At 72.6% G+C, this 18,894-nt stretch carries 13 protein-coding genes; 5 read left to right on the forward strand and 8 right to left on the reverse strand.

The window, feature by feature from the left end; translation table 11 throughout:
* The 5 genes from ABZ562_RS05355 to ABZ562_RS05375 form a co-directional block, all read right to left on the reverse strand.
* Nucleotides 1-657, reverse strand: coding sequence for a PAS domain-containing protein (locus ABZ562_RS05355; RefSeq protein WP_361474340.1), 657 nt, complete (start codon nucleotides 655-657; stop codon nucleotides 1-3).
* A gap of 85 nt (nucleotides 658-742) precedes the next feature.
* Nucleotides 743-1,543 (reverse strand): Cof-type HAD-IIB family hydrolase, encoded by an 801-nt coding sequence (locus tag ABZ562_RS05360; RefSeq protein ID WP_361474541.1) that lies wholly within the window; start codon nucleotides 1,541-1,543, stop codon nucleotides 743-745.
* Between the two features lie 180 nt (nucleotides 1,544-1,723).
* Entirely contained in the window at nucleotides 1,724-2,602 is an 879-nt protein-coding gene (locus ABZ562_RS05365; protein ID WP_361474343.1) for a phosphatase PAP2 family protein, read from the reverse strand.
* A gap of 94 nt (nucleotides 2,603-2,696) precedes the next feature.
* Nucleotides 2,697-3,722 (reverse strand): LacI family DNA-binding transcriptional regulator, encoded by a 1,026-nt coding sequence (locus ABZ562_RS05370; protein ID WP_055550944.1) that lies wholly within the window; start codon nucleotides 3,720-3,722, stop codon nucleotides 2,697-2,699.
* A 25-nt stretch (nucleotides 3,723-3,747) separates the two neighbouring features.
* Nucleotides 3,748-5,409, reverse strand: a complete 1,662-nt coding sequence (locus ABZ562_RS05375; protein ID WP_361474346.1) for a glycoside hydrolase family 13 protein — start codon at nucleotides 5,407-5,409, stop codon at nucleotides 3,748-3,750.
* A 267-nt stretch (nucleotides 5,410-5,676) separates the two neighbouring features.
* Between ABZ562_RS05375 and ABZ562_RS05380 the strand changes: the two genes are divergently transcribed.
* From ABZ562_RS05380 to pulA, 5 genes are all read left to right on the forward strand, one after another.
* Nucleotides 5,677-6,951 (forward strand): extracellular solute-binding protein, encoded by a 1,275-nt coding sequence (locus ABZ562_RS05380; RefSeq protein ID WP_361474349.1) that lies wholly within the window; start codon nucleotides 5,677-5,679, stop codon nucleotides 6,949-6,951.
* Between the two features lie 71 nt (nucleotides 6,952-7,022).
* Nucleotides 7,023-7,898, forward strand: coding sequence for a sugar ABC transporter permease (locus ABZ562_RS05385; protein WP_361474544.1), 876 nt, complete (start codon nucleotides 7,023-7,025; stop codon nucleotides 7,896-7,898).
* Between the two features lie 5 nt (nucleotides 7,899-7,903).
* Nucleotides 7,904-8,734 (forward strand): carbohydrate ABC transporter permease, encoded by an 831-nt coding sequence (locus ABZ562_RS05390; RefSeq protein ID WP_361474352.1) that lies wholly within the window; start codon nucleotides 7,904-7,906, stop codon nucleotides 8,732-8,734.
* Nucleotides 8,735-8,757: 23 nt separating this feature from the next.
* Complete coding sequence (locus ABZ562_RS05395; RefSeq protein WP_361474355.1) at nucleotides 8,758-10,161, forward strand: alpha-amylase family protein; 1,404 nt, start codon at nucleotides 8,758-8,760, stop codon at nucleotides 10,159-10,161.
* A 39-nt stretch (nucleotides 10,162-10,200) separates the two neighbouring features.
* Entirely contained in the window at nucleotides 10,201-12,855 is a 2,655-nt protein-coding gene (gene pulA / locus ABZ562_RS05400; protein ID WP_361474358.1) for a pullulanase-type alpha-1,6-glucosidase, read from the forward strand.
* Between the two features lie 6 nt (nucleotides 12,856-12,861).
* Here pulA and ABZ562_RS05405 read toward each other — a convergent pair whose 3' ends face one another.
* The 3 genes from ABZ562_RS05405 to ABZ562_RS05415 all read right to left on the reverse strand — a co-directional run bounded on the left by ABZ562_RS05405 (nucleotide 12,862) and on the right by ABZ562_RS05415 (nucleotide 18,842).
* A complete protein-coding gene (locus tag ABZ562_RS05405) occupies nucleotides 12,862-14,838 on the reverse strand; it encodes a hypothetical protein (RefSeq protein ID WP_361474361.1) in 1,977 nt (658 codons plus the stop codon).
* 95 nt (nucleotides 14,839-14,933) lie between these two features.
* Nucleotides 14,934-18,071, reverse strand: a complete 3,138-nt coding sequence (locus ABZ562_RS05410; RefSeq protein ID WP_361474363.1) for an alpha-N-acetylglucosaminidase — start codon at nucleotides 18,069-18,071, stop codon at nucleotides 14,934-14,936.
* A gap of 102 nt (nucleotides 18,072-18,173) precedes the next feature.
* On the reverse strand, nucleotides 18,174-18,842 hold the full coding sequence (locus ABZ562_RS05415) for a response regulator transcription factor (RefSeq protein WP_361474366.1): 669 nt from the start codon (nucleotides 18,840-18,842) through the stop codon (nucleotides 18,174-18,176).
* Between the last annotated feature and the right edge of the window lie 52 nt (nucleotides 18,843-18,894).

An 18,894-nucleotide genomic window follows, 5' to 3' on the forward strand; every position in this document is an offset into this window, starting at 1 on the left:
TCACGGCGCGCGGAGGTAGTTGTAGACCGTGGCGCGGGAGACGCCGAGGAGTTCGGTGACCACCCGCACCGAGTGTTTGACCTGGAGGAAGCCGCGGGTCTGGAGGGAGCGGACGAGTTCCTTCTTGGCGGCGGTGCCCAGACCGCGCGGGGTGTGCCCGCGGGCGGCGGCGAATTCCTCGACGACGGTGCGCAGCTCGGTGACGGTCCGGGCCCTCAGGGTCTCCAGGAGGGGCTGTTCCTGATCGTCGGTGCGGACCAGGTTGTTGAGGCTGCGGGCGACGCTGGCGAAGAGGGAGACGTCCAGGTTGAGGCAGATGGCGGCGATGTAGGTGCCCGCGCTGTTCTTGATGCCGATGGACGTGCTCTTGGCCGGGCGGCCGTCGGGGAAGCGGTTGGAGTAGTTCTGGACGATGCCGGGGAAGTCGGGGTCCTCGATGCGGGCGAGGCCGAGTTCGGTGGCCGGGTCGCCGACCGACCGGCCGGAGAGGTTGGACTCGATGGCCCGGATGGCCTGGTCGGGGCGGCGCAGATCGTGCAGCACCACCTCGCACAGGCCGGGGAACATCCGGCCGATGGCGGTGACGATCTTCTCGGCCTCGCGCAGCAGCAGGTCGTCCTCGGCGCTGTCGCGCGGCTCCTGTGGTTCGGCTCGCACCTTGGACATTCTGTTTAGTTGTGAAACTACGGTCAAGGGCTCTTGGGGCCACTCAAGTGGAAGGCAAGCGGGGAACAAGGTCCATTCAAGCGGGCGCGACGTGCGCGAACAGCCGTTCCAGCACGACCGCCACCCCGTCCTCGTCGTTGCGCGGCGCCACCTCGTCGGCCAGTGCGATCAGGTCCGGATGGGCGTTGCCCATCGCGACCCCGTACCCGGCCCAGCCCAGCAGCGGGATGTCGTTCGGCATGTCGCCGAAGGCGACCGTGTCCGCGGGGGTGAACCCCATCCGCTCCGCGGCCAGCTCCAGCCCCACCGCCTTGGTGATGCCCGCGGGCAGCACCTCGATCATGCCCTTCTCCGAGTGCGTCACCGACACCTCGCCCGCGCCCACCCGCGCCGCGGCCGCCGCGACCCGGTCGTCCGCCACCTCCCGGTGGCGCATCAGCACCTTCTCGATCGGCCGCGCCCACAACGCCTCGCGCTCCACCATCTCGTCCCAGCCCGGCCGCCGCCCGTCGGCGAACCCGGCCGTGACCACGAAGCGGTTCTCCGGCGCGGCGGTCACCACGGCCAGCTCCAGCGGCCCCGCCCCCAGCGCCTCCTCGGTGCGCTCCACCACCGACCGTGCCAGGTCGCGGTCGAGCGCGGCCGAGACCAGCAGCCGGTCCGCGGTCGCGTCGTACAGCTGCGCGCCCTGCCCGCACACCGCGAGCCCCCGGTAGCCCATCGCCACCAGGAACTCCCGGCAGGACGCGGCCGGGCGCCCGGTGACGACCAGATGCCGCGCCCCGGCGCGGACCGCGGCGGCCAGCGCCGCCCGGGTGCGGGGCGAGACCGTCAGATCGCCGCGCAGCAGGGTGCCGTCGAGGTCGGTGGCCACCAGCCGGAAGCGCGGCCCCGCGGCTCGGGGGCGCGGAAGCAGGACTCCCGACGAGACTTCCGGAGCGGCTTCAGGAGCGGCTTCCGGAGCGGCGGGAGCGGCGGAAGTGGCGTCAGCGATGTACACGGTGCATCAGAATGGCGGGTCGGCAGGGGACGATCAAACCGTGCAGGCAGGCGCCGATCAGGCCGTACGCAGCTCACCCTCCCGCTCGGGCGTCCGCCGCCGCCCGGTCACCTGCTTCGGCAGCCGGTACGGCAGCGCCCCGTACCAGGCGTACGAGAGACCGAAGCCGAAGGACAGGCAGACGACGCCGCCGACCGCGTCCATCCAGAAGTGGTTCGCCGTCGCGACGATCACCAGCAGCGTCGCCGTCGGGTACAGCAGACCCAGCACCCGCACCCACACCGGGCGGGCCAGGGTGGCGATGGTCAGACCGCACCACAGCGACCAGCCGATGTGCATCGAGGGCATCGCCGCGTACTGGTTGGACATGGTGGCCAGGTTCCCCGAGGCCATCGAGCCCCAGGTGTGGTGCACCACGACCGTGTCGATGAAGTGACCGCCGTGCATGAGCCGGGGCGGGGCCAGCGGGAAGAGGTAGTAGCCGAGCAGGGCCACGCCGGTGGTCGCGAAGAGGGCCAGCCGGATGGCGGCGTAGCGGCCCGGATGCCAGTGGTAGAGCCACACCAGCACGCCGAGCGTCACGATGAAGTGGAGCGTGGCGTAGTAGTAGTTCATGCCGACGATCAACCAGCTGATCGATTCGACCGCATGGTTGACGCCGCGTTCGAAGCCCATCCCGAGCCGGTGCTCCCAGTCCCAGACCCAGCTCGCGTTGCGCAGCGCCTCGGCGCGCTGCTCGGGGACGGCGTTGCGGATCAGGGAGTACGTCCAGTAGGCGGCCGCGATCAGGGCGACCTCGAACCAGAGCCGGGGTCTGCGGGGCGCGCGCAGCCGGTCCATCGCGGTCCGGCCCGCGGCCCGTCGCGCCTCCGGCTCCTCGATGGGTGACGGGGTGGCCGTTTGGCCCGCCGTGGTCCGAGATGTCGCTTCACCCATGGGGCAACAGTCTGCCAGACGGCGTCCATCCGGATGCCACCCTCAGGTCGCTTCTTCGTCGCTTATGCCCGGTACGGGGTGGGCTTGTGTCCCGTTACGGGTGGGCGCCGTGCGCCGCGGCGGTCGACCCGCGGACGACCAGTTCGGGCAGGAAGACGAACTCGCTGGGCGGCGCCGGGGTGCCGCCGATCTCCTCCAGCAGCGCCCGCACCGCCGCCTGCCCCATCGACTGCACCGGCTTGCGGATGGTGGTCAGCGGCGGATCGGTGAAGGCGATCAGCGGGGAGTCGTCGAAACCGACCACCGAGACGTCCTGGGGGACCCGCAGCTCCCGCCGGCGGGCCGCGCGTATGGCGCCCAGCGCCATCATGTCGCTCGCGCACACCACCGCCGTACAGTCCCGGTCGATCAGCGCGCCCGCCGCCGCCTGACCGCCCTCCAGGGAGTACAGCGAATGCTGGATCAGCTCCTCCGACTCCTCGGGAGGCATGCCCAGCCGGTCCCGCATCGCGTGCTGGAAGCCCTCGATCTTCCGCAGCACGGGCACGTACCGCCTGGGCCCGAGGGCGAGCCCGATCCGGGTGTGCCCGAGGGAGACCAGATGGGTGACGGCCAGCAGCATCGCCGCCCGGTCGTCGGGGGAGATGAACGGCGCCCGCACCTTCGGCGAGAAGCCGTCCACCAGTACGAACGGCACGCCCTGGCCACGCAGCTGGTCATAGCGCTGCATATCGGCCGAGGTGTCCGCGTGCAGCCCCGAGACGAAGATGATCCCGGCCACGCCCCGGTCCACCAGCATCTCGGTCAGCTCGTCCTCGGTCGAGCCGCCGGGGGTCTGGGTGGCCAGCACCGGGGTGTAGCCCTGGCGGGTCAGCGCTTGCCCGATCACCTGGGCGAGCGCGGGGAATATCGGGTTCTCCAGCTCGGGCGTGATCAGTCCCACCAGCCCGGCGCTGCGCTGCCGCAGCCGCACCGGCCGCTCGTAGCCGAGGACGTCCAGGGCGGCGAGGACGGACTCGCGGGTGGCCGCGGCCACGCCCGGCCTGCCGTTGAGGACGCGGCTGACGGTGGCTTCGCTGACCCCCGCCTGGGCTGCGATGTCGGCAAGCCGTGCGGTCATGGAGTGGGACCTTACCGGTCGCATGTCAGATTGCCCACCACGCACAGGATTCGGGAGGAATGCGCACCGTGCCGGCGCCGTAGGCCAGCGGCGCGGAGGACAGCAGCGCGCGCCCCGGGAGCGGCAGCTCGACCTCCTCCCCGAGGGTGTTGAGCGTGCACACGAAGCCCGGGCGCGACAGCGCGAGCACCCCCGCCGGGGCGTTCAGCCAGCTCATCGGCCCGTCGCCCAGCCCCGGCAGCTCCCGGCGCAGCGCGAGCGCGCCGCGGTACAGCTCCAGCGTGGACGCCGGGTCGCCGGTCTGCGCCTCCACGGAGGCGTCGCCCCAGCCGTCGGGCTGCGGCAGCCAGCTGCCGCCCGGCCCGAACCCGTAACTGGGACCCGACCGCGACCAGGGCAGCGGCACCCGGCAGCCGTCGCGGCGGCCCTCCTGACCGTCCTGGCCGTCCTGTCCCTCGGCGGAGGTGCGGAAGAACGCCGGGTCCTGGCGGGCCTCGTCCGGCAGGTCGGTCACCTCGGGCAGGCCCAGCTCCTCGCCCTGGTACAGATACGCCGACCCCGGCAGCGACAGGGTGAGCAGGACCGCGGCCCGGGCCCGCCGCAGCCCCTGCCCGGGGCCGCCGTCGGCGTAGCGGGTGGGGTGCCGGACCACGTCGTGGTTGGAGAGCACCCAGGTGGTGGGGGCGCCGACCGAGGCGGTGGCGGCCAGCGACTCGTCGATCACCTCGCGCATCGCGGCCGCGTCCCACGGACACTTGAGGAACTGGAAGTTGAACGCCTGGTGCAGCTCGTCCGGGCGTACGTACAGGGCCAGCCGCTCGGCGCTGGGCGCCCAGGCCTCGGCGACGCCGATCCGCATCCCCGGGTAGGAGTCCAGTAGCCGCCGCCAGCCGCGGTGGATCTCGTGCACCCCGTCCTGGTCGAAGAACGGCAGCACCTGCGAGCCGATCAGCTTGGCCTGCTCGGTGCGGCCGATGTCGGGCATCCCCGGGGCCTTGACCATGCCGTGCGCGACGTCGATACGGAATCCGTCTACGCCCAGGTCCAGCCAGAAGCGCAGCACCGAGTCGAACTCCTCGCGGACCTCCGGACAGTCCCAGTTGAGGTCGGGCTGCTCGGGCGCGAACAGGTGGAGATACCACTCGCCCGGGGTGCCGTCGGGTCCGGTGGTGCGGGTCCAGGCCGGGCCGCCGAAGACGGACTCCCAGTCGTTCGGCGGCAGTTCACCGTCCGCGCCCCGGCCGGGACGGAAGTGGTACCGCTCGCGGGCCGCCCCCCGAGGCCGGTCCGCGAGCGCGCTGACGAACCACGGATGGCGGTCCGACGTGTGGTTGGGGACGACATCGACGATCACCCTCAGCCCCAGCTCATGGGCGGTGCGCACCAGATCGTCGGCGTCCCCGAGGGTGCCGAAGAGCGGATCGACGGCGCGGTAGTCGGCCACGTCGTAGCCGCCGTCGGCCTGTGGCGAGGCGTAGAACGGCGTCAGCCAGACGGCGTCCACCCCGAGCCTGGCCAGATACGGCAGCCGCTCGCGCGCGCCGCGCAGATCCCCGATCCCGTCGCCGTCGCTGTCGGCGAAGGACCGGACGTACACCTGGTAGATGACGGCGTCCCGCCACCAGGCGGCCGCTTCGGGCGATCGCCTCGGCTCGGCCTGGAGGGAGGTCGTGAGCTCCTGGGTCATGCCGGTGAACGTAACAGCTCTGCAATGGCTTGCGGAAGAGCTTGCAGGGGTGGGTGGCGCCAAAAGGCGCACTCCTGGGCCTTATGGCGCCCCTGTCAAGCGCCTGGGCGGCTACCACCGGGATACGCGGGCGTAACGATTCGGGTCTCTTGCAGAAAACCTCCGCAAGATTTTTCCGGGGGTCTTTCCGGGGTCCCGCCGCGCTGTTACGTTCCTCCGCAATTCGGCGCCGCCACGGCGCCGCAGGCCGGTTCGGGAGGGGTTCACATGCGACACGGCATCACGGCCACGGCACTGATCGCGGCCATCGCGCTCGCGGCGACCGCGTGCGGCGGTGACGGCGACGGCGGCGGAAAGCGGTCCGGAGGCAAGATCTCCGGCACCGTGACCTACTGGGACACCTCGAACGAGGCCGAGAAGGGCACGTACGAGCAGCTCGCCCACGGCTTCGAGAAGAAGTACCCGGACGTGAAGGTGAAGTACGTCAACGTCCCGTTCGGCGAGGCGCTGGCCAAGTTCAAGAACGCCGCCGGGTCGGGTGGCTCCGGCGCCCCCGACGTGCTGCGCACCGAGGTGGCCTGGACCCAGGACCTCGCCAACATCGGCTACCTCGCCAAGCTGGACGGCACCCCGGCCCTCGCCGACCAGTCCGACTACCTGCCCAAGGCGGCCGCCGGGACGAAGTTCAAGGGCGCGACCTACGGCGTACCGCAGGTCATCGACACGCTCGGCCTCTTCTACAACAAGACGATGCTGAAGGACGCCGGGGTGCGGCCGCCCACCAGCTGGGCCGAGCTGAAGGCCGCGGCCAAGAAGATCAAGCAGAAGACCGGCAAGACCGGGCTGTATCTGCGCGGCGACGACGCCTACTGGTATCTGCCCTTCCTCTACGGGGAGGGCGGCGACCTGCTCGACACCGGCGCGAAGAAGGTCACCGTCGACGACGCGCCCGGCGTCAAGGCGTTCGCCACCGCCCGCGACCTGGTCGCCTCCGGCGCGGCGGAGACCGACGCCACCGACGGCTGGGACACCATGCAGCACGCCATCAAGAACGGCGACGTCGCGATGACGATCAACGGGCCGTGGGCGATCGAGGACACCCTGGCGGGCAAGGCGTTCAAGGACAGGTCCAACCTCGGTGTGGTCCCCGTCCCGGCCGGCAGCAAGGGCCGGGGCGCCCCGCAGGGCGGCCACAACCTCACCGTCTACGCGGGCTCCAAGAACCTCGACGCCTCCTACGCCTTCGCGCGGTACATGAGCTCGCCCGAGGTGCAGGCCAAGACCACCGAGAAGCTGAGCCTGCTGCCCACGCGCACCTCCGTCTACTCCCACAAGACGGTCGCCGCGAACCCCAACGTGAAGTTCTTCAAGGCCGCCGTCGACCAGGCCGTGGAGCGCCCGTGGATCCCCGAGGGCAACAGCCTCTTCCAGGCGATCCTGGTCCAGTTGCCGAACGTGCTCGCCGGCCGGACGTCGCCCGAGAAGGCCGCGACATCGGTCGGGGACGCCTACCGCAAGCTCCTCAAGGGCGACTGGAAGTGAACCCTCCGACGACGGCCGTGGGCCCCGGCCGTATCCGCACCGCGCTGGCCCGCCACTGGTACGCCTGGGCCATGGTCGCTCCCGTCGTGATCGTCCTCGGTCTGATCATCGGCTATCCGCTGGGCCGCGGCGTCTATCTCTCCCTCACCGACGCCAACGAGGCCAATGTCGAGCGCACCATCGGCATCAACCACATCCCCGCCACCTATCGCTTCACCGGCCTCGACAACCTCACCGCGGTCCTGAAGGACCAGGTCTTCCTGGACCGGCTGCTGTGGACCGTGACCTGGACCGTCTCCTGCGTCACCGTCACCTTCTGCCTGGGCCTCGGCCTCGCCGTGCTGCTGAACCGCCGGTTCGCCGGGCGCGCCGTCTACCGCTCGCTGCTGATCCTGCCGTGGGCGGTGCCCGCCTTCGTCTCCGTCTTCGCCTGGCGGCTGCTCTACAACGAGAAGAACGGCATCCTCAACAAGCTCCTCGACGGCGGCGGCATCGACGCCGTGCCCTGGCTGAACGACCCCACCCTGGCCAAGGTCTCGGTGATCGCCGTCAACGTCTGGATCGGGGTGCCGTTCATGCTGGTCGCCCTGCTCGGCGGGCTCCAGTCCATCCCCGGCGAGCGGTACGAGGCCGCCGAGATGGACGGCGCGAACCCCTGGCAGCGGTTCCGCCACATCACCCTGCCCGGGCTGCGGCCGGTCTCCGCCACCGTGGTCCTGCTCTCCACCATCTGGACCTTCAACATGTTCCCGGTGATCTACCTGCTCACCCGGGGCGGGCCCGGCGACACCACGGAGATCCTGGTGACGTACGCGTACCGGATCTCCTTCGTCAACAGCCCCCGCGACTACGCGGGCGGCTCCGCCTGGGGCGTCCTCATCCTGCTCATCCTCATGCTCTTCGCGGTGGTCTACCGCCGCGCGCTCCGCAAGCAGGGAGAGGTGTGACCGCCATGCGCGACCGCAGACGCGGCCCGCTCGCCTCGATCGGGCTGCACACGACCCTGGTCCTCGCCTCGGCCATCGCGGTCTTCCCACCGCTGTGGTTGCTGGTGACCTCCTTCAAGCCCAGGGGCGAGGCGTTCAGCACCGAAGTGATCAAGGAACCCACGCTGCGGAACTACACCCATGTCCTGGGCGATACGGAGTTCCTGACCTGGTTCGGCAACTCGGCTCTGGTCGTCGGCTGCACCACCGTGCTGGGGGTGTTCATCGCGGCCACCACCGGCTACGCCGTCAGCCGCTTCCGCTTCCCCGGCATGCGGCCGCTGATGTGGCTGCTGCTGATCACCCAGATGTTCCCGGTGGCCATCCTCATCGTGCCGCTCTACACGATCATGTCGACGCTCGGCTGGCTCAACCAGCCGGTCTCGCTCATCGTCACCTATCTGACGGTGGCCGTGCCGTTCTGCGCCTGGATGATGAAGGGCTACTTCGACACCATCCCGGCCGAGATCGACGAGTCGGGGCGGGTCGACGGGCTCAATCCCTTCGGCGCCTTCTGGCGGCTGGTCGTACCGCTCGCCAAGCCGGGCATCGCGGTCACCGCCTTCTACACCTTCATCACCGCGTGGGCCGAAGTCGCCTACGCGTCCGCCTTCATGACGGGCGAGGAGAACCTGACGCTCGCCGCGGGCCTCCAGACCTTCGTCAACCAGTACACCTCCGACTGGGGCGCGATGACCGCCGCCGCCGTCATGATCGCCGTCCCGGCGGCGCTGGTGTTCGCCTGGGTGCAGCGGCATCTGGTGGCGGGGCTCACGGCGGGGGCGACCAAGTCATGACGAGACGTCCCCACGGAGGAACGATGGCCCGCTGCCGCACGCCCTTCGCCACCGCCACCGCCACCGCCCTCGCCCTCGCGGCGGGCGCGACGGCGCTCGTCGCCCTGCCCCCGCAGCCCGCGCGCGCGGCGCCGCCCGGCAGCAAGGACGTCACCGCCGAACTCTTCGAGTGGACGTACGCCTCCGTCGCCACGGAGTGCACCAGCACCCTCGGCCCCGCCGGATACGGCTACGTCGAGGTGTCCCCGGCCACCGAGCACATCCAGGGCGGCGAGTGGTGGACGTCCTACCAGCCCGTCAGCTACAGGATCGCCGGACGGCTCGGTGACCGCACCGCCTTCAAGAACATGATCGACACCTGTCACGCCGCGGGCGTCAAGGTGGTCGCCGACGCCGTCATCAACCACATGTCCGCCGGTTCCGGCACCGGCACCGGCGGCTCCTCGTACACCAAGTACACCTACCCCGGGATCTACCAGCCCCAGGACATGGACGACTGCACCTCGCAGATCAGCGACTACCGGGACCGCTGGAACGTGCAGCACTGCGAGCTGGTCGGCCTCGCCGACCTGGACACCGGCGAGCCGTACGTCCGCACCCGGCTCGCGCGGTACCTCGACGACCTGCTCTCGCTCGGCGTGGACGGCTTCCGCGTCGACGGCGCCAAGCACATCCCCGCCGAGGACCTGGCCGCCATCAAGAGCCGGCTGAGCGACCCCGGCGTCTACTGGAAGCAGGAGGTCATCTACGGCGAGGGCGAGGCGGTCTCCCCGGCGGAGTACCTGGGCAACGGCGATGTGCAGGAGTTCCGCTACGGCCGTGACCTCAAGCGGGTGTTCCAGGGCGAGAAGCTGGCGTATCTGAAGAACTTCGGCGAGGGCTGGGGCTATATGGCGAGCGGCCGGTCCGGTGTCTTCGTCGACAACTGGGACACCGAGCGCAACGGCTCCACCCTCAGCTACAAGGACGGCGCCGACTACACCCTGGCAGGCGTCTTCATGCTGGCCTGGCCCTACGGCTCCCCGGACGTCCACTCCGGCTACGAGTTCGGCGACAACGACGCCGGTCCGCCGAACGGCGGCACGGTGAGCGGCTGCTACCGGGACGGCTGGAAGTGCCAGCACAAGTGGCCCGAGATCATGAGCATGGTCGCCCTGCGCAACACGGCCCGGGGCACCGCGGTGACCAACTGGTGGGACAACGGCAACGACGCCATCGCCTTCGGACGCGGCGACAGGGCGTACGTGGCCATCAACCACGAAAGCGGCTCCCTCACCCGGACCTTCCAGACCTCGCTCCCGGCGGGCGGCTACTGCGACGTACAGAGCGGCAAGCCCGTCACGGTCGACTCCGCGGGCCGGTTCACCGCCACCCTGGGCACGAACACGGCGGTGGCCCTCCACACGGACGCACGGAGCTGTGGCTGACCCCCGGCATCGCCCCCAACCCACTCAAGGAGCCGCCCCGTGACATCCACCGTGCTGCGTACGGCCGCCGCGCTCGCCGCCCTGGCGCTGGGCGTGGCGGCCGTGCCCGCCGCTTCGCGGACCGCACGGGCCGAGGCGCCCGCCACCGGGACACGGGCGCCCGCCGAGGCGCAGTGGATCGACCGCGCCACCGTCGTCTGGCAGGTCCAGCACACCGCCGGGACCGCCGAGGAGCTGCGCTCCGCGGACGGCGGCACCCTGCGGCTGGCCCCCGCCTCCCTGACCGACGCGCAGAAGGCCGCCTACCCCCATCTGGCCGGGCGTCCCGCCTACCGCCTCCACCCGCGCGACCGCGACAAGGCCGCCACGGCGCTGCGCGGCCCCCTCACCGCCGTGCAGTACGCGGCCGGCGACCGCGACCGTGTACGGCACCGCACCGGGGTGCAGATCCCCGGCGTCCTGGACGATCTCTACGCGGACCGGGCGCGCCGGGCCCGCCTCGGCCCGGTCTTCCACGCGGGCCGGCCCACCCTCTCCGTCTGGGCGCCGACCGCTCGGTCCGTGTCGCTCGACCTCGACGGGCGCACCGTCGCCATGCGGCGGGACGCCCGCAGCGGGGTGTGGAGCGTGACCGGCGGCCCCGACTGGCGGGACAAGCCCTACCGTTACCGGGTCCGGGTCTGGGCGCCGAGTGTGGGGAAGACCGTCACCAACGAGGTCACCGACCCCTACGCGACCGCCCTGACCGCCGACTCCGCCCGCAGCCTGGTCACCGACCTGGCCGACCCCCGGCTCGCCCCCGCCGGCTGGGCCTCGCTGAAGAAGCCCGGGGCCGTGCCGTTGCGCGACGCGCGCATCCAGGAGCTGCACATCCGCGACTTCTCCATCGCGGACCGCACCAGCGCCCACCCCGGCCAGTACCTCGCCTTCACCGACCGCGACTCGGACGGGATGCGGCACCTCGCGCGACTGGCCCGGTCCGGCACCTCGTACGTCCATCTCCTGCCCGCCTTCGACTTCGCGACCGTCCCGGAGCGGCGGTCCGACCAGGCCCGGCCCGGCTGCGACCTGGCCGCCCTGCCCGCCGACTCCGGCCAGCAGCAGAAGTGCGTGGCCGGGACGGCGGCCAGGGACGGCTACAACTGGGGTTACGACCCGCTGCACTACACCGTGCCGGAGGGCGGCTACGCGAGCGACCCGGACGGCCCGGCGCGCGTCCGCGAGTTCCGGCAGATGGTGCGGGGCCTGGCCCACGCCGGGCTGCGTACCGTCATGGACGTGGTCTACAACCACACCGCGGCCGCCGGGCAGGACGAGCGGTCGGTGCTCGACCGGATCGTGCCCGGCTACTACCAGCGGCTGCTGGACGACGGCAGCGTGGCCACCTCCACCTGCTGCCCCGGCACGGCGCCCGAGCACGCGATGATGGGCAAGCTGGTGGTGGACTCGATCGTCACCTGGGCCAGGCAGTACAAGGTCGACGGCTTCCGCTTCGACCTCATGGGCCACCACCCCAAGGCCAACATCCTGGCCGTACGCAAGGCTCTCGACGCCCTGACCCCGGCCAAGGACGGGGTGGACGGCACATCGATCATCCTCTACGGCGAGGGCTGGAACTTCGGCGAGGTGGCCGACGACGCCCGCTTCGTCCAGGCCACCCAGCGGACCATGGCCGGCACCGGCATCGCCACCTTCAGCGACCGGGCGCGGGACGCGGTGCGCGGCGGCGGGCCGTTCGACGAGGACCCCCGCGTCCAGGGCTTCGCCTCCGGGCTCTTCACCGACCCCAATGGCTCACCGGCCAACGGCGGCCGGGACGAGCAGCGGGCCCGGCTGCTGCACGCCCAGGACCTGATCAAGGTCGGGCTCTCCGGCAACCTCGCCGACTACACGTTCACCGACACCACCGGACGCCGGGTCAAGGGCTCCGAGGTCGACTACAACGGCGCCCCGGCCGGCTACGCCGCCGCCCCCGGCGACGCGCTCGCCTACGCCGACGCCCATGACAACGAGACCCTCTACGACGCGCTCGCCTACAAGCTCCCCGAGCGCACCTCGGCCGCCGACCGCGCCCGGACCCAGGTGGTGGCCCTGGCCACTGCCGCCCTCTCCCAGGGCCCGGCGCTCAGCCAGGCGGGCACCGATCTGCTGCGCTCGAAGTCGCTGGACCGCAACTCCTACGACAGCGGGGACTGGTTCAACGCCGTCCACTGGGATTGCGCGTCCGGCAACGGCTTCGGCCGGGGACTGCCCCCGGCGGCGGACAACGCGTCCAAGTGGCCCTACGCGAAGCCCCTGTTGACCAACCCGGCGGCACGCCCCGGCTGCCCCGAGATCACGGGCGCCTCGGCGGCCTACCGGGACCTGCTGCGGATCCGTACCACCGAGAGGGCGTTCAGCCAGGCCACGGCGGAGGGGGTGCGGGAAGCGCTGTCCTTCCCGCTGTCCGGGACCGGGGAGACGCCGGGTGTCATCACCATGCGGCTCGGGCGGCTCGTCGTGGTCTTCAACGCCACCCCGTCCCGGCAGCCGCAAACCGTCCCCGACCTGGCCGGGACCCCGTACGCCCTCCATCCGGTCCAGGCGCACGGCGCCGACGCCACGGTGAAGACCGCCACGTACGAGCGCGCGACCGGCACCTTCACCGTCCCCGGCCGCACCGTCGCCGTCTACGCGGCCGGGGACACCCCCTAGCGGCGCTCAGTGCAGGGAGTCCAGCCGGTCGCCGTTCCTCAGGCGGGCCGTGAGGATGGCGTGGGCGCCGGGCTTGACGGGCACGGTCAGGGCGCGGCCGTGGGACCGGCCCTTCACGCCGCCGCTCGCCGCGATCCCGTGCACCTGGTGGCTGCCCGCGGCCAGCAGGAACCAGTGGCCGGACCGGGCCTTCCACAGCACGCCCGCCAGGACACGCGGAGCGCGCGGCCCGCAGGCGGGGGAGCCGTCCGCCGTGGCGGCGACCGCGCCCGCCGAGCCCCGGCGGGTGTTCCACGGCTGGAACTGGGCCAGCACCCTGCTGCCCGCGCCCCGCCAGGTCTCGGCCCGGGTGCACAGCCAGGCCGCCCGGCCGCCCGCCTCGGGCAGCCGCTGGGTCCCGAACCGCCAGACGTTCACCGACCGCACCCCGCGCCCCGCCATCACCGGCAGCCGGCAGGCCGTCCGCGCCCAGTCGAACCGGGCCGCCCGCCCCGCCACATCGTGCGGCCCGCCGCGCGATGTGGCCCCGGGATCGCCGTACGTCAGCCGCGCCGGGGCCAGTTCGCCCAGGTCGGCCACCAGCCGCGAGCCGAACCGCAGCGCGGGCCAGCCCCGGCACGGGCGCAGCCGCGGCATGGTGCGCACCGGGTCGGTCACCCCGTCGGCGGCCAGGCGCACCGGGCGCGGCCGGTCGGTGGGGCGCAGCAGGTCCCGTACGGAGACGTGGCGCACCCAGGGGGCGGCCAGATAGCGGACGTTGCCGTCCGCGCGGCCCAGCACCAGCGCGGTCGAGGCGGCCGCGTCCGCCGCGTCGAGGCGGGCGAGGTCCAGCGCCACCGCACCGCTGTCGCTGCCGCGCCCCTCCGCGTACCGGGCGATCCGCAGCCCGTCGTACAGCAGCACCACCGCCGCCTGGTCCACCACGCCCGCGTACAGCAGCTGCGGCGGCCCGGACGGCGGCCCCGACTGGGTGCCCGCCGTCGCCGACACCCGCACCGAACGGCCCGGCCGCGCCCAGACCGCCAGCGCGCGGCGCAGCAGCGCGGTGTCGCCGAGCCGGTCGCCGCGGGCGGGCCAGGACGAGAAGTCCGCGCGGGTCGCGGTGCGCCACGCGGCGGGCTCGGCGCGCGTCAACCGGTCGGGGTCCAGCGCCCGTTCGGAGGATGGGTTACGGGCGTAACTCGGCGCCGCCGCGCCGCTCCGCCCCCAGCCCTCGCCCGGCATCCCCAGCAGCGACCCGCACACCACCAGCGCCACCACGGTCACCAGCAGCGCCCGCAGATGCTGGCGGCGGCGCATCAGATCGGTGGGCCGCGCCTGCAGCGAACAGGGGTCGAACTCGGCCGACTCCAGCAGCGAACCGTCGTCCCGGCTGCCCGCCGGCTCCGGCACCTCGTCCGCCTCGTCGAGCGCGTCCCGCACGTCCTCGACGCCCGCGGCCTGCAGCAGCGCCCGCACCTCGCGGTCCTCCAGCCGCTCCAGCCCGCGCAGGACGTACGCGGCCCGGCCGGGGCCCGACAGCTCGGACAGCGCCTTGTCCAGGGCGAGTTCATCGGCCCCGCCGGAGCGGGGGAACAGCCGCAGCCCCCACACCAGGGGCAGCGGCGCGGCCAGCGCCCACGGGCGCCGCGGCCGCGCGGCCCGCAGCGCGGAGCGCAGCACGCGCAGCCGCACATAGGCGTATCCCGCGTCGCCCGCCGCGCCCTTCGTGCCGCGCTGCCACGGCAGTTCGACCTCCTGGGCCTCGGGCCTGCTCTGGTTGCGCGGCAGTGCCCGCTGCGCCAGCGCGTGCGCGGCCAGCACGCGCCGGGTGCGGCCCATTCCGGGCGGCAGGATGAGATACGCGAGCCGCACCAGCCGCGGATAGTGCTCGACGATGGCGGCCTCGGCCTGCTCGACGTCGATCGGGCCCGCGGCCTCGGCGGTGTCGTCAAGGTCGGCGGTGTCGTCGAGGGGGTTGGCTGTCGCCTGCTGCTGCTCCACGTGGGGTAAACGAGCGGCGGTAGCAGTAGGTCACCGAGCGGGCGGCTCCGCCCACGGCGAGCGGGGGCGGAGCCTTGACGGGGAAGCGTGACGCGTCAGCTCACGCGCCAGCCGCTGAACTCGACCGTGCCGCGCGCCCCGCTGCCGCCGTGGGCCGCGCTCATGAACAGCCCGGCGTCCTGCGCGGCCGCCGCGCCGGGCACGGTCACCGTCGCCACCTTGCGCCAGTGCGCGCCGTCGTCGGTCGACAGCTCGCCGGTGTACGAGGTGGCGGAGGCGCGCGTCAGCCGCAGCAGCACCGGAGCCTTCACGCCGGTGACCCGCTGGTAGGTGTCGAGCGTGCCGTCGCCAGTGGAGTCGTACGACAGGACGACCCCGTTGGCGGGCGTGACCGACAGGTTCAGGAACCCCGGGGAGCCCGCCGTCGCCAGCGCGTCGCGGACGATGATCCCGGCGCGGGCCCAGGGCCCGGTGACGGCCTGCGCGTCCACCTTCACCGTCACCGCCACCCCCGCCCGCAGCGCGCCCTCCCGGTAGGCCGCGCCGAACTCGGCGGTGGCCTTCCACAGGTCCTGGCCCGCCCCGTCGATCGCGAAGCGCTCGCCCAGCTGCCCGAACACCGCGCCGTTGTTGGTGACCGTCTTCCAGCCGTCGGCCAGCGGGGCCGCCACCCACAGGGTGCCGGTGCGCACCGCCCGCACCGGCTCCTCGCCGCGCGGCCCGTACCGTACGGCCAGTTCGTACGGATACGGCTTCAGCGGATCGGCCGGCGGGTCGTCGGGCGCGGTGGCCCGCCAGTGGACCGCGCCGCTGCCCGCCGCCGGCACCGACGGCAGGGAGGTGGGGCCCTGCGGCGCCGGGTCCAGGCCGGTCACGGACAGGTCGAAGTCGACGCGTCCGGTGGCCCGCAGCCCGTTGACGTTGCGCAGGGTCGCGGTGATGACCCCGGAGCCGCCGGGCGGCAGCGTCCCCGGCTCCGTGGCGACGGTCAGCGTCCCCTGGTACGGGGCCTTGGCCAGCGCCTCGTACACCCGGCGCGCCGTCCGCCACGCGTCCGCGACCGGCCGGACCGGATAGCTCTTGCGCTCCCGCGTCCACGGCTCCTCGAGCGCGTACCAGTCGAAGGCGCGCGGCGCGCGGCCTTCGGCGAGCGCGTCCTCCAGCTCGTCCAGGTAGGACTGCCACTGGGGCAGGTGGAAGTCGCCGATGAGGCCGTGCCAGTCGCGGTTGGCGTAGTTGGCCAGCTTGCCGGTGTCCGCGGCGCCCCGGTCCGCCCAGGTGGTGATGAGGGCGCGCGCGGCGAACTCCAGCTGGACGGACTCCTCCTCGCCCGAGGCCATCCGCTTGGCGTCCTCCAGCCAGGGGCCGAGGAGGAGACGCCGGTGGGTGCCGGTGATGTCGTCGCTCAGCCGCATCAGCTTGAGCCACAGCCGGGACAGCGCCCGGAAGGTGTCCAGGTCCTTGCGGGCCCACGCGTCCGAGAGCTGAGGGGCGAGCTGCCAGGAGCGGTTGGCGAGCGCCTGCCGCGCCGTGTCGGCCAGGTCGTAGCGGTACGCGTCGCTGTCGCGCAGCCCGGCCCCTACCCCCAGCAGCGCCGCCAGGGCCGCGTCGAAGCGGGCGATGTCGAAGGCGGGCACATGGGTGGCGTAGTACGTGCCCGAGCGCGCGGCGACCGAGGGCCGGGAGGCGAAGACGGAGTCATGGGGGCGGCCGTCCTTGCTGCTGATCTCGTACGCGGTGTCGCGCAGCGCCGCGAACGCCTCCCGCGCCTTCCCGTCCGGAGCGCCGTAGCGGACATCGGCGTAGGTACGGAACCACTCGTCCCGGTCCACCGCCTGATCCCGCCACGCCAACTCGCTGAACAGCTCGAACGCCGCCGGATCGCGTTCGACCGCCTCCGGCATGTAGGCCGTGCCGGCCAGCTTGCTGCCCGGCTTGTCCCGCCAGACGGTGAACCGCTGGGCCCAGATGTGGGTCTTGGCGCCGATCGTCGTACGGCCGCCGAAGTTGGGGATCGTGCCGAACGCGTACGGCACCGAACCCCAGTCCTTCTCCCGGTCGGTGATCGTGTCCAGATCGGACAGGCCGTCCACGACCAGCATGTGATCGTGGTTCACCGCGTCCAGCAGGTCGCGCCGGGGGTTGGCCTGCCAGCCCAGGATCACCCAGATGGCGCCGGGGCGGGCGGTCTGCAGCGCCTTCTCCACGGCGCGCGCGGCGTCCGGCACCGAAACGTCACCGGCATTGCCGCCTTCATGCAGCAGGTCCATCTTGAACAGGTCGCACTCGCCGAACAGGTCCTGCTGGTGGCGGTAGAACGCCGCGGCCACCTCGTGGAAGGCGTCGGTGCGCGGGTCGAGCCAGTCGGGCCGCCGGAGCCCGTTCCAGTCGCCCTGCGGGACGGTGCGCGCCCCCGGGTTGCGGTCGGCGAAGCCGTCGGGGACGGTGCCGAAGTAGCCGGGGAAGACGGGCCGCATGCCCAGCTCCCGCATCCGGTCGGCGATGCGCCGCCCCAGATCGGTCCGCTTCTCCATCAGCGCCGTGGACACCGGGCCGCCGTACGCGCTCATGTTCTGCATCAGGAACCACGGCTGGTGGGCGGGGGTCGGCAGCCAGGCGCGCACCTCCGCGTCCGTGTAGCCGTAGTCCTGGAGCAGCCGGTGGTAGACGGCCTCCTGACCCGCGGTGACCAGCAACTCGTTGCAGCCGTGCAGGGCCGCGATGTCGATCAGGTGTTCCCAGCGGTCCCAGTCGGCGAACGGGGCGGTGTAGCCGTCGTGGGTGTCGTTGAACGCGAAGCGGTGCGGCAGCGCGGTCGACCGCTGGACGGTGCCGCGCGGCGCGGGCAGCTGCTTCGGCAGGTCCAGCTGATCGCCCGCCCAGGTGATCTGGGCGTGGCAGGTGTACTTGAGGTACCAGTGGACGCCGGTGAGCAGCACCGCGGGGCTCGTCCCGGCCACGGTGATCCGCCCCGCCTTGCCCGTGACCTCGAACCGTTCCTTGGGCCCCTGGGGAAGGGCCACCAGCCGGAACTGCCCGGCGTGCTCGGGCAGCAGGCGCCGCAGCGCGGCGTGCGCGGGCGCGGTGTCGAAGGCGGTCACGGCGGTGTCCTGTGCGCTGTCCTGTGGTGGCCGCGGGGTGTCGGCCAGCGCGGGGGAGTGAGCCCCCCACGCGGCCCCGGCCCCGAGTGCTCCGGCGGTTCCGATCAGCGTGCGTCTGCTCAGGTCGCTCATGCGCCCCCCAACGGACAACGGCCAACGGTTGTGGTGCGCGAGGCACTTAACCAGCGATGCGGGGCGGGAGCAATGGGGCGCGCGCGCCGGGGGAAGCGCCCGTCAGCCGCCGCTCGCCTCCGCACGCCCCCGGTCCAGGTACGCCAGCACGGCCAGCACCCGGCGGTTGTCGTCGTCGGACTGCGGCAGGCCGAGCTTCCCGAAGATGTTCGAGGTGTGCTTGGCGATGGCCCGCTCGGTCACCACCAGCTGCGCCGCGATCGCCGCGTTCGACCGGCCCTGCGCCATCAGCTCCATCACCTCGCGCTCCCGGGGCGTCAGATGCCCCATCGGCCGGTCCTGCGAGCGCCGGGTCAGCAGCTGCGAGATCACCTGCGGGTCCATCGCCGTACCGCCCTCGGCGACCCGCCGCACCGCGTCGATGAACTGGTCCGCGTCGAAGACCCGGTCTTTCAGCAGATAGCCGATGCCGCCGCTCCCGTCGGCCAGCAGCTCCCGCGCGTACAGCTGCTCCACGTGCTGCGACAGCACCAGCACGGGCAGCCCCGGCCGGTCCCGCCGCGCCGCCAGCGCGCACTGCAGGCCCTCGTCGGTGAACGACGGCGGCAGCCGTACGTCCACCACGGCCACGTCCGGCTTCAGTTCCGCCAGCGCCCGGGTCAGCTCCGGCCCGCTCTCGACGGCGGCGGCGATCTCGAAATCGTAGGCCTCCAGCATCCGCACCAGCCCGTCCCTGAGCAGGAACAGATCCTCGGCAACGACTACGCGCACGGCGGGCTCCATGACGTCATCGGGCCCGGAACGGAACTCCGGGCCGAATGCG

The organism is Streptomyces sp. NPDC019937 (assembly GCF_040631655.1).
Taxonomy (GTDB): Bacteria; Actinomycetota; Actinomycetes; order Streptomycetales; family Streptomycetaceae; genus Streptomyces.